The organism is Nocardia sp. NPDC047038, from assembly GCF_040644075.1.
In the GTDB taxonomy this organism is placed as follows: Bacteria; Actinomycetota; Actinomycetes; order Mycobacteriales; family Mycobacteriaceae; genus Nocardia; species Nocardia sichangensis.
Map to the genome: position 1 here is coordinate 64,566 of NZ_JBEYVQ010000025.1, position 9,688 is coordinate 74,253.

Annotated in this window: 8 protein-coding genes and 5 pseudogenes; 4 read left to right on the plus strand and 9 right to left on the minus strand. The window is 67.5% G+C overall.

What is annotated here, in order from left to right:
* The 3 genes from ABZ824_RS37300 to ABZ824_RS37310 form a co-directional block, all read right to left on the minus strand.
* On the minus strand, positions 1-1,227 hold the full coding sequence (locus ABZ824_RS37300; RefSeq protein WP_356969343.1) for a thiolase family protein: 1,227 nt from the start codon (positions 1,225-1,227) through the stop codon (positions 1-3).
* A 106-nt stretch (positions 1,228-1,333) separates the two neighbouring features.
* On the minus strand, positions 1,334-2,176 hold the full coding sequence (locus tag ABZ824_RS37305) for a dienelactone hydrolase family protein (protein ID WP_356969345.1): 843 nt from the start codon (positions 2,174-2,176) through the stop codon (positions 1,334-1,336).
* Positions 2,177-2,262: 86 nt separating this feature from the next.
* Positions 2,263-3,732 (minus strand): hypothetical protein, encoded by a 1,470-nt coding sequence (locus ABZ824_RS37310; protein WP_356969347.1) that lies wholly within the window; start codon positions 3,730-3,732, stop codon positions 2,263-2,265.
* Positions 3,733-3,841: 109 nt separating this feature from the next.
* Here ABZ824_RS37310 and ABZ824_RS37315 point away from each other — a divergent pair, with 109 nt between their 5' ends.
* Positions 3,842-4,474, plus strand: a complete 633-nt coding sequence (locus tag ABZ824_RS37315) for a TetR/AcrR family transcriptional regulator (RefSeq protein ID WP_356969359.1) — start codon at positions 3,842-3,844, stop codon at positions 4,472-4,474.
* A gap of 11 nt (positions 4,475-4,485) precedes the next feature.
* Here the strand turns inward: ABZ824_RS37315 and ABZ824_RS37320 are convergent, their stop codons facing one another.
* The 4 genes and pseudogenes from ABZ824_RS37320 to ABZ824_RS37335 form a co-directional block, all read right to left on the minus strand.
* Positions 4,486-4,680 carry a hypothetical protein gene (locus ABZ824_RS37320; RefSeq protein ID WP_356969360.1) on the minus strand — a complete coding sequence of 65 codons (195 nt, stop codon included), beginning with the start codon at positions 4,678-4,680 and terminating at the stop codon, positions 4,486-4,488.
* 178 nt (positions 4,681-4,858) lie between these two features.
* Positions 4,859-5,023, minus strand: a pseudogene (locus ABZ824_RS37325) (TetR family transcriptional regulator); the annotation flags it as partial.
* A gap of 84 nt (positions 5,024-5,107) precedes the next feature.
* Complete coding sequence (locus ABZ824_RS37330) at positions 5,108-6,337, minus strand: erythromycin esterase family protein (protein ID WP_356969349.1); 1,230 nt, start codon at positions 6,335-6,337, stop codon at positions 5,108-5,110.
* Between the two features lie 274 nt (positions 6,338-6,611).
* The gene (locus ABZ824_RS37335; protein WP_356969351.1) at positions 6,612-7,226 is read right to left on the minus strand and encodes a TetR family transcriptional regulator; all 615 of its coding nucleotides are present in this window, start codon (positions 7,224-7,226) and stop codon (positions 6,612-6,614) included.
* Positions 7,227-7,360: 134 nt separating this feature from the next.
* On the opposite strand from ABZ824_RS37335, the gene ABZ824_RS37340 reads away from it, so the two are divergent.
* Entirely contained in the window at positions 7,361-8,257 is an 897-nt protein-coding gene (locus ABZ824_RS37340; protein ID WP_356969353.1) for an SDR family oxidoreductase, read from the plus strand.
* A 74-nt stretch (positions 8,258-8,331) separates the two neighbouring features.
* On the opposite strand, the pseudogene ABZ824_RS37345 reads toward ABZ824_RS37340, so the two are convergent.
* Positions 8,332-8,650: pseudogene (locus ABZ824_RS37345) on the minus strand (oxygenase MpaB family protein); the annotation flags it as partial.
* Between the two features lie 45 nt (positions 8,651-8,695).
* Between ABZ824_RS37345 and ABZ824_RS37350 the strand changes: the two are divergent.
* Positions 8,696-8,965 (plus strand): annotated as a pseudogene (locus ABZ824_RS37350) (oxygenase MpaB family protein); the annotation flags it as partial.
* Between the two features lie 65 nt (positions 8,966-9,030).
* Positions 9,031-9,368, plus strand: a pseudogene (locus tag ABZ824_RS37355) (acyl-CoA synthetase); the annotation flags it as partial.
* On the opposite strand, the pseudogene ABZ824_RS37360 reads toward ABZ824_RS37355, so the two are convergent.
* Positions 9,365-9,688 (minus strand): annotated as a pseudogene (locus ABZ824_RS37360) (ABC transporter ATP-binding protein); the annotation flags it as partial. The pseudogenes ABZ824_RS37355 and ABZ824_RS37360 sit on opposite strands and share 4 nt — an antisense overlap.

Here is a 9,688-nt window from a genome sequence, read left to right on the forward strand (position 1 = left end):
TCACACCCTTCCCAGCACGATGACGGCGGTGACCGCTTCCTCGCCGTGGTGGAAACCACCGCCGTTCTCCGCCAACGCGATTCGCGCCCCGTCCACCTGACGCGGACCGGCGTTGCCGCGCAATTGTTCCGTGAGCTCGAAGATCTGGCCGAGCCCACTCGCCCCGAGGGGATGCCCCTTGGATTCCAGGCCGCCGGAGGGATTCACCGGAATCCTGCCCCCGAGCGTGGTCTCACCGCGCAGCGCCGCCGGTCCACCCGCACCGAGCGGAACGAGGCCGAGCAACTCGGTCTGCAGGATCTCGCCGAATGCCGTGGCATCGTGAACCTCGGCCACGTCGATGTCCTCCGGACCGGCTCCTGCCAGTTCGTAGGCGCGTGCGGATACCGTACGGCTCGGGTGTCCCTCGAAGGTCGTCGCGTCGCGGTCCGCTCCGCTGCCGAGGACGGCGGCGAGAACCTGCACCGATTTCGGCGCGCCGAGCCGCCGGAGCCCGGCCTCGCTGCACACGATCACCGCGGCCGCGCCGTCGGTGATCGGCGCGCACATCGGGACGGTGAGCGGGTACGACAGCTGCCGCCCCGCGAGTACGTCCGCCACGGTCATCGGCTTGCGGTAATGCGCGCGCGGGTTGTCGGCCGCATGGTCGTGATTCTTGGCCGCTACCGCGGCGATCTGTTCCTGGGTCGTGCCGTGCAGACGCATGTGGTTGCGAGCGATAGCCGCGTAGATGTCCATGAAGACCGAGCGGCGCCCCAGGTCGTGGTCGTCGACGTCACCACCCAACTCCAGCAGGACGCGCTCGAGCGCGGCGGGATCGGACACGTCGTAGGCGCTGTCGAACACCGCCATGGTTCGTTCGGGGTCGTCGACGTGCATGCGCTCCACGCCGACGGCCAGCGCGACATCGGCGGCCCCCGACCGGATCCGATCCACCGCGAGCGCGAACGCGGAGGCGCCCGTAGCGCAGGCGTTCTCGACGTTCACGATCGGAATGCGCTGAATACCCGAGGCCCGCAAGGCGATCTGCCCCGCGATCATGTGCTGGCCCTCGAGCGCACCTTGCGTGGCGGTACCGAAGAACGCGGCGTCGAGTGCGTCGGCGGAGGCACCGCAGTCCCGCAACGCGTCGGTGACGGCCCAGCGGGTGAGATCGTTGACGCTCTTTCCGGCGTGTCTGCCGAACGGCGTCATTCCGACACCGGCGACCCAGACGGGGGGTGTCATGATTTTCCTTTCGATTCGGAAGTCGTCGATGCGGTCCGATCGACGCCGGCCCGCGCCGAAGGCGGTGCGGAGTCGCATCGACCGCGCGGGACGACAGGAGTCGTCGCTAAGGGCGCTCACCGATCGGCTGGTGATCCGCCAGGAGTCGACTGCCGAGGAAATCCAGTACTCGGTGTAGGGCGGCCTGGGTAGGTTGGCCCGGTTCGTCGATGAGGTGTTCGGTCAGGACCGAGTGGGGATCGAGCACGGCGTCCGGGTTGGCGGCGGCGTCGTCGAGTTCGATCGCGATGAACGCCTCGCCGAGTTGGTCGCGCAGGAAGTCGAATCGTTCGGCCGGAGATCGTCGATCACCGCAGAATCGCAGGCCCATGACCGAAAGTCCTTCGGCGCAACGTTGTTTGACGCGGGCGAGGTCCGAAGCGGACAGGTCGATGGAGTATTTCTGTCGCGAGGTGAAACCCAGCGGCAGCCCCGGCTGGGACAGCACGGGCGCGATCAGACGGTCGTCGACCGCCATGGCGAGGGCGAATCCACCGGTGAAGCACATCCCGACGGCACCGACACCCGGTCCGCCGCAGCGGCGGTGCTCGTGTTCGGCCAGCGCACGCAGCCAGTGCACGACGGGTGAGGTGCGGCCGGCGGCCAGCACCACGAACTCCCGGCTGACGCAGATCGGCCCGAGCTGACCGGCGACGTTCGCCAACGCGGAGACCAGCCCGTGCGCGGCGGGGCTGGGGTCACGACCCGGGTTGCCGTACAGGTGCGGCACCACCGCCGTGCACCCCAAACCCGCGACGCGGCGGGCGAAGTCGAACACCTGGGGTGAGATGCCCGGGAATTCCGCCATGACGATTACGGCGGGACCGGCGCCTTGGCGGAAAAGTGCGCGGGTCTTGCCGTCGTAGGTGAACGAATCGCGCTCGAAGTCGTGAAGATCGTCGTCGCTCATGTGTAGCCCTTCTCGTGAACGGGCCCTCACTATCGACCGGCAGGACTCGCCGGTTATAGGAAAAATGTTCCCCGATGCGCCCGGAGTCACCGCTGTCCCTCGACAGCGCCGTCGATGAACAGCGGCGTCGACGAGACCGGGACCCGAAGCACTCCCCCAGCGATGTCGACCGGCACCCGAGCACCGTGGGCATCCACTACATACGCCCGGAGAAACGGCCAGTCGCAGACGAATTCGTTCGGTGAATCATCCTGATCGGCCATGCCGCGCCGCTCCCAGACGACCAGCGCCGGAGTACCGTGATTCCGCTCGGCTTCGAACAAGTACACGTCGGGACGATCGGTGACGGTGATCCGCCGAACCCGGGTGGCGCCGTCGAGCAGGCGTGCCATCAACTCGAAGGTGTCGGCGGCCGGATGCCGCCGACCGATGGTTCCGCCCGCACTGTCCAGAAGCTGGAGTTTGCCGAACATCAGCGCACCCGCGGCACGGCTGTCGCGATAGAACTCCCATTCGGGGGCGATCGGGTAGTACAAGTTGCGCCGGATGCCCTCGGCGAGCGCGAGCATCGTGCGCACCACCACATCCCGGCAGGCCAGCCTGTGCCGGTGTTCCTCCAGTTCCGGTGCGCACCCGTTCATGAACATCTGCAACGTGGGCGGCAGTTCGGCCATGCGCTGGTAGAGCTCGAACACCGGCGCGTCCGCCGCGGCTTCGATCTCTTCGAGGGTGTCGGGCATAGGAGCCTGCCCGAGGAACTGCTGCTGATGAACCGCGAGCACATCGGCCAGATGCGGCAGATTGTCCGGGAAATCCGTGGGCAGCGGCCCGCTGTGTTCGCTTGCGACGACCGGCTTTTCGCATCCGTGCGCGGCCAGCTGCGCTCGGCATGCTCGCACCAGTTCCGGGACGGTGTACGGGTCGCCGTATGGGTGGATGTCGAAAACGTCGAAATGCTGCGCTCCATCCCGCAGCACCTCTCCGAAGAAGCGCCCCCAGGTGTGCGCTCCGGCCGGTCCGTCGCCCAGCATCGCCCCCGGCACCGCCGCGCCGAGTACCACCAGCGCCGCGGGGTCCGCCTGTTTCACGGCCTCATGGAAGACCCGCAGCTGAGCGACATAGCCACCGGCCGTACCGGCCCAGAACAACGGCAGGCAGGGCTCGATCTCGCACTGCCAGAAACGGATTCGGCCCGGCTGGTGCGCGGCGAGCTCTCGGACGAAGCGATGGTAGCGGTCGATGTCGATGGCCGGCGACGCGGGCAGCCACCGGGTGGCGCGCCGCGTGGCCCAGTGCGAACCCGCGCACACCGTCACCCACGCCTCGTCGCCGTCGGCGAGTTGGTCCAGCAACGCGTCGAGCACGTGCAGATCGAACCGGCCGGGTTCCGGCTCGACCTGCGACCAGTAGATGTTCACCCGGACGATGCCTGCGCCCAGCGCCCGCGCCTGTGGCACGAACTCCTCGGGTCGGCCGAACAGCCCGTAGGTGGTGCCACGCACCACCCCGAGACGAATTCCGGGCAGCAGTTCATCCGCGGATACGGCAGAGGTCATGGTCGTGCTCCTTTCAGCGGCAAATAGAGGACTATCAGTACTCTATTAGTGAGCCAAGCTACCACGAGATTCCGCCAGCAAGGGACGTATAGTCCTCTAAGTGAACGGAATGAGTGGGCCGGACAGGCCGAGCCGCGCGGACGATCACCGCAAGGCGCCGCGACGGCGTGGCGAGGTGCTGGAGCAAGCGATACTGCGAGCGGCGGCGGAAGAACTCGCCGAGGTCGGCTACGCGGGCTTCGGCATCGACCGAGTCGCCACCCGCGCCGGAACCAACAAAACCACGATCTATCGCCGCTGGCCCAGCCGCGCGGCACTGGCGGTCGCGGCGTTCCGCGATGCCGCCCTGACCGACGACGTGCCCGACACCGGCGACCTGCGCACGGACGCACTCGCGGTACTACGCGGCGCCGCCGACCGAATGGCGTCACGACAGGGAGAGCTACTGCACGTACTGGCCACCGAAATGCACAGCCAACCGGACCTGCTCCGCGAAGTTCGAGATCAGCTGTTCGACACCAGCGTCACCCGATGGCTGACGATTCTCGGTCGCGCCATCGCCCGTGGCCAAGCCCGCCCCGAAGCACTCTCGCCGCGAATCGCGACCGTGGCGGTCGATCTACTGCGCAACGAGTACCTTGTCCGCGGCGTCACCACCATCCCCGACAGCGCCATCACCGAGATTATCGACACCATCTACCTGCCCCTCGTGCGGCCCCACATCGGGCAGGGCGGCGAATGAGAACGCGCCGCCTACTCGGACCGCGTCGAGCGCGTCAGAAGTGCGCGGCGCCACCGTCGATCGAGAGCGGCACCGCCGCGACCGTTCAGCACCTGCTGGTCGATGTCGCGCAACCTTTCCCGGGTCGCCGCCATGATCGTTTCGGTGGCCGCCCGCCCGCCGACCGGCCGCTCCAGCAGCGCGGCTACCGACGGTGTGGCGCGCACCTGGTTGACGATGCGTAGCCCGCGACGACGGCGCGGGCCGCTCGGCCAGACCGCGGACGGCGGGGACGATCAGGCAGCGCAACAGGTCCACCAGCGTGGGCTCCGGTCCGAGCGCGGCCAGCATGTCGGCCCGCATCGGCTCGGACTGCTCGGTGTAGCGGTCCAGCATCGCGCCGATCAGCGCGTCCCGGCCGCCGAAGTGGTAGGCCACGGCGGTGTGGTTGACATTGCCCGCGTATTCGGCGATCCGCCGACTGGAGACCTGGTCGATGCCGTACCGGCCGTACAGTTCCTCGGCCGCGTCCATCAGCGCCCGCCGGGCCGCATCACTGTGCCGTGCCATCGCCCTCCGTTCCTCGCCATCGCGGCATCAAGTCGAGTGGCGTAATTTGTCGAGGGTCGTGGAGCGCGACGGCGGGCGCATGCGTCACGGTTGGGCGAGCGAGTGCGTCGGGGTGATGGTCCGGACGTGCAGGACGACGTCGAACCAGTCGCCCAGTCCGGCACCGGCGATGTGATGATCGACGTCGCGGTCAGGGCGGTAGGTCCCGATGATGAGGCGGAGCTTCGCGGGCCGATGCAGCCATTGCCGAACCGCGCCCGCGGGTGCGGTCCGCAGATCGAGCAGGTAACTGCCGAGTTCGGGTTGGTCGAGCACAGTGTCCGCGAAGCCCTCCGCCGGAGCGGGCACAGCCAGGTCGGCGCGGACGTTGCCGTGATGAAAGGTGAGCGCGACCGACAGATAACCGGTTCCGAAGCGGTCACGGAGCAGAGATCCCGTGCTCGGAAACCGTTGTGACATAGCGGCAACGGTGAGCTCTCGCGCGACGGCGGTGTTGGACACTCCTTCCCAGTACACGATCCGGTGCCCGGTGCGGTCGTGCCAGTCCACGATGCGGCGAGCGGCATCGACGGATTCGGCGGCGAAGTCACGGCGGCCCGAGGCGGTGCTGTTCTCGTGGTACCGCACGATGAGGCGAGCCGCGTCCAGGACTTCGGGTGCGCCTGCGGCGCCCGGCAACGACTCGACCAGCGTCAGCGCGTCTTGGGCGTGGTCGGCGAATGGGCGCCCGGGGTGGGTGCCGTTCGCACGCTGTATGTGCTCGCCCAGCCGATGGGCTGTCACAATCGGGTCGTAGTGCGATCCGAGATCCGCCTTCCTTTGCGGCGCAACTCTTTCCACGAACCTAGTCACGCGCTCGTAGTGCGCCGGTTTGGCGGCCTCGGGAGCCAGGCCGAACAGGCGTACCGGATCGTGCGGATGCGCACGATTGAACTCGCGCGCCCACTCCAGAACCGCGATTGTCTCGGAGGTGCGCCACGGCACCCACGCATCGCCCAGAATCGCCCGCACGTCCCCGGCACCCGTCCGCGCGTATTCGTCCATGGCCGCCACGACGGATTCGTCATCGAGCAGGGCGAGCGCCCGAAAACCTAGAGTTTCCACGAACAGTCGCAATATCCGGTGTGCGGTCACGGACAGTTCGTGCCCCGCGCGGGTCGTCGCGCCGACTCCGACGACGACCGTGCCGTCAGCCCGGTCGGCCAACGCCGCCAAGTCCATGAGCGATCCATCGGCGTCGAGCGTGGCGAGGGGGCGGGCGCAGTCGCGGATCCAACGCGTCACGTGCGCGGAGTCGTGCGTCTCATCCGACATGGTCTGCTCCTCGGCGAACGGGCCCGCCGGACCTGGCGCGGCGGAGCGCTATCGAAAGTACCTTTGCTACCAAAGGCATTTAACTTTGATAGCAAAGATACTTTCGGGACGGAGGGGATGTCAATTGCCGAATCGCGGTCACCGAGCCCGTCCGCCCCCGCCTACCGCGACCAACGCGCCGCGATGAGGTCGGCCGCGCCGGAGCGCAGGAAAGACCGATCGAGTGAGCCGAGCATCATCGGCGTCATGAGCGATGGCGGGCGGCGACAGTTTCTCAGGATTGCCCGGCGGCGCGATCCGCGGGCGTCGCGCGATGCGCTGTCGCTTTTCCCGCGAGGGTCAGCAACTCGCCGAACACATCGGCTGCTATCTCGGCGAGCGACCGCTGCTCGTCTTCGCGAATCCATTGCGTGAAAGCGATCCCGAACACCGTGATGCACGACTCCGCCGCCAGCCTCGCGGCGAGGTCGTCGACGCCTCGCGCGCGCAGGGCGTCGGCGACCGTCGTGGCGAGACCTGCGAGCTTGTGCCGCTCGCGTTCCTGTAGTGCGGGGTTCTGGTCGATCACGAATTGTCGTGTGCGAGAGTCCGACCGGCGTTCGTCGGGAAAGAACGACGCTACGGACTGCAGCGCGGAGGCGACGATGTCGAGAGCGGACGCGTCCGGGGGTGCGGCGTCCACGCCGGTGACGAACGCTTCGACCAGTGAGCCCTGTCCGCGGAAGAGAACCTCTCGCTTGTCACTGAAGTGACGGAAGAACGTGCGTTCGGTCAGGCCGGCGGACTGCGCGATCTCCGTGGCGGTGGTCTGTTCGAAGCCCCGGGTGGCGAACAGTTCGAGCGCGGCCTGCCGCAGCCGCTCCGCGGCCCCAGGTTCCCAACGTGCCATGTCGCCAAGTGTAGTGATGACAGCTACTGACATGAAGGCGTAAGGTGATGTCTGTGACTGACGTCAGTCACAGACATCACCTCGTAAGGATCGCTCCCCGCTTCAGCGGCGGAGTGGACGAAGGAGTTCACGTCATGCATGTTTTCGTCACCGGAGCCTCTGGATGGATCGGCTCGGCCACCGTCGCCGACCTGCTCGCCGACGGCCATGAGGTCACCGGACTGGCCAGATCCGACGGATCCGCCGCAGCCCTCGAGGCAAAAGGCGCCCAGGTCCGCCGCGGCGACCTGGACGACCTCGACAGCATCCGCTCCGGAGCCGAGGCGGCCGACGCCGTCATTCATCTGGCGAACAAACACGATTGGTCCGACCTCGCCGCCTCCAATGCGGCCGAGCGAGCCGCCGTTCAGACCATCGGCGACGCGCTCGCCGGCACCGGCCGCCCCTTCCTGCTCGCGTCGGGCGTCGCCGCCCTCAGCCAGGGCAGGCCCGCGACGGAGGCCGACCCTTCTCCGTTCCACGGCCCCGACTCGCCGCGCGGAGGAAGCGAGAACTTGGCGCTCGAGTACGTCGACCGCGACGTGCACACCGTGAGCCTGCGTTTCGCGCCAACCGTGCACGGCGCCGGAGACCACGGTTTCATCGCGACCCTCGCCGCGATCGCTCGCCGGACCGGCGTCTCCGGCTACCCCGGCGACGGCGCCAACCGGTGGGCCGCGGTCCATCGAGCCGACGCCGCCAGACTGGTCACGCTCGGCCTCGGCAAGGCCCCGGCGGGAGCTCGCCTGCACGCCGTCGCCGAAGAGGGCGTGCCGAGCCGCGTGATCGCCGAGGCGATCGGCCGAGCACTGGACCTGCCCGTGACCTCCATCGCCCCGCAGGACATCCAAAGTCATTTCGGGTGGATCGGCGCATTCTTCGCGATGGACCTCTCGGCAACCAGCGAGGCGACGCGAGAGCTGCTGGGCTGGACACCGACCGGACCGACCCTCATCGAGGACCTCGACGCCGGTGCCTACACGGCGCACTGATCGGCCGCCGCAAGTTCATGCCCTCGCCGGGGCGGTTCCACTGGCGAGCCTTCCACCGTGGTCACCGGCTTCGAGTCCCAGTACTCGGCGAACGCGGCACGGTCGCGCGGCCACAGCTCCGCGCATCTGCAATGTCGTCCCGAATCGGCTCGACTCGCGGTACACCTCGTCGGCCAGCTCCTCGTCCGTAGGGCCGTAGAGAAAGGTAAGGGAATCGACGGTGCCGCGGTAGAGGCACGCGGCCACCCACAATTGCAGTTCCGGATCGAAGGCGTTGTACTTCACCGGACTGTGCGGGCCGGACCACACGTGGCGATGCGAGGTGTTGACCGCCACGCGATAAGCCTCCCGATCTTCCTCGGTACCGAGCATCGCCACGGCCAGGTAGGTCATGTGACCTACCGGCTGTGGTTGCACAAGCGCCGCACCGTCAACGCGATGGTGCAGATCGCCTACTCCGACCGGGATCTGCGCTCGCTGATCCACGCCGGGCACGCCCACGTGCAGGGCAGCGACGATTTCGGCACTCGCTATCACGCGCTCCGGCCGGATCTTTTCTTCTTCCAGCATGCGACGTATGTCGACACACTCTTCTTCGCGATCAATATGTTCATTCGCCCGCTGACACCGGAAGAAAGCCATCGGCTCTATCGGGAATGCGTCGAATGGTATGGCCGTTACGGTATTTCGGCACGGCACATGCCGCACACGCTGCCCGAGTTTCGCGATTACGTCGAGGAGACCTGCGCGACGACGCTGCGAACGAGTGCGTTGGACTGCTTGTCGAGTTCATCGAAGGTGAGTGTTCCGCGTGATCGTCTCCGGCGGCGAGAACGTCTACCCGCTGGAGGTGGAGAACCTTCTCGCCGGCCGTCCCGACATACTCGAAGCCGCGGTCGTCGGCGTCGACGATCGCGACTTCGGAAAACGTCTGCGCGCCTTCGTCGTACCCGCTGCGGACGCCGAGCGCGACCCGCAGGAGATCAAGCACTATGTCAGAGCGAACCTGGCCCGCCACGAGGTGCCTCGCGATGTGGTGTTCGTCGATGAACTGCCGCGCAATGCCACCGGCCAGCTGGTGCGCCGCGCCTCGGAGGAGGCCGACATCTAGCTGTTGTATGCCATCACCTGCGTATCGTCGTTGTCGTCAAGTGATTCACGGATCGCGACCTGCGCGGCATGCGGCAGCGTATGCATGATCTCGCGCACCCGCTCCTTCCGCCGCAACACCGCCTGGCGCACCGGCATCCCCGGAGTCGCGCGCATCTGCGGAATGATCCCCTCGACCTCCTCCGCGCCACCATGATGATGCCCGGCGTCCACCAACGCCTGCTCCCGCGCCATCTGCGCCTCGTCCTTCTCCTCCGACATACCGATCGGCCCGATCATCCGCCCGTTGAGGAACTGCTTGACCACCGGCTCCTCCGAGGT

Excerpts from the sequence above, each read along its gene's own strand:
- ABZ824_RS37300 (WP_356969343.1), bottom strand. The coding sequence starts at position 1,227 with ATGACACCCCCCGTCTGGGTCGCCGGTGTCGGAATGACGCCGTTCGGC.
- ABZ824_RS37335 (WP_356969351.1), bottom strand. The coding sequence starts at position 7,226 with ATGGCACGTTGGGAACCTGGGGCCGCGGAGCGGCTGCGGCAGGCCGCG.
- ABZ824_RS37310 (WP_356969347.1), bottom strand. The coding sequence starts at position 3,732 with ATGACCTCTGCCGTATCCGCGGATGAACTGCTGCCCGGAATTCGTCTC.
- ABZ824_RS37330 (WP_356969349.1), bottom strand. The coding sequence starts at position 6,337 with ATGTCGGATGAGACGCACGACTCCGCGCACGTGACGCGTTGGATCCGC.
- ABZ824_RS37340 (WP_356969353.1), top strand. The coding sequence starts at position 7,361 with ATGCATGTTTTCGTCACCGGAGCCTCTGGATGGATCGGCTCGGCCACC.
- ABZ824_RS37315 (WP_356969359.1), top strand. The coding sequence starts at position 3,842 with ATGAGTGGGCCGGACAGGCCGAGCCGCGCGGACGATCACCGCAAGGCG.
- ABZ824_RS37305 (WP_356969345.1), bottom strand. The coding sequence starts at position 2,176 with ATGAGCGACGACGATCTTCACGACTTCGAGCGCGATTCGTTCACCTAC.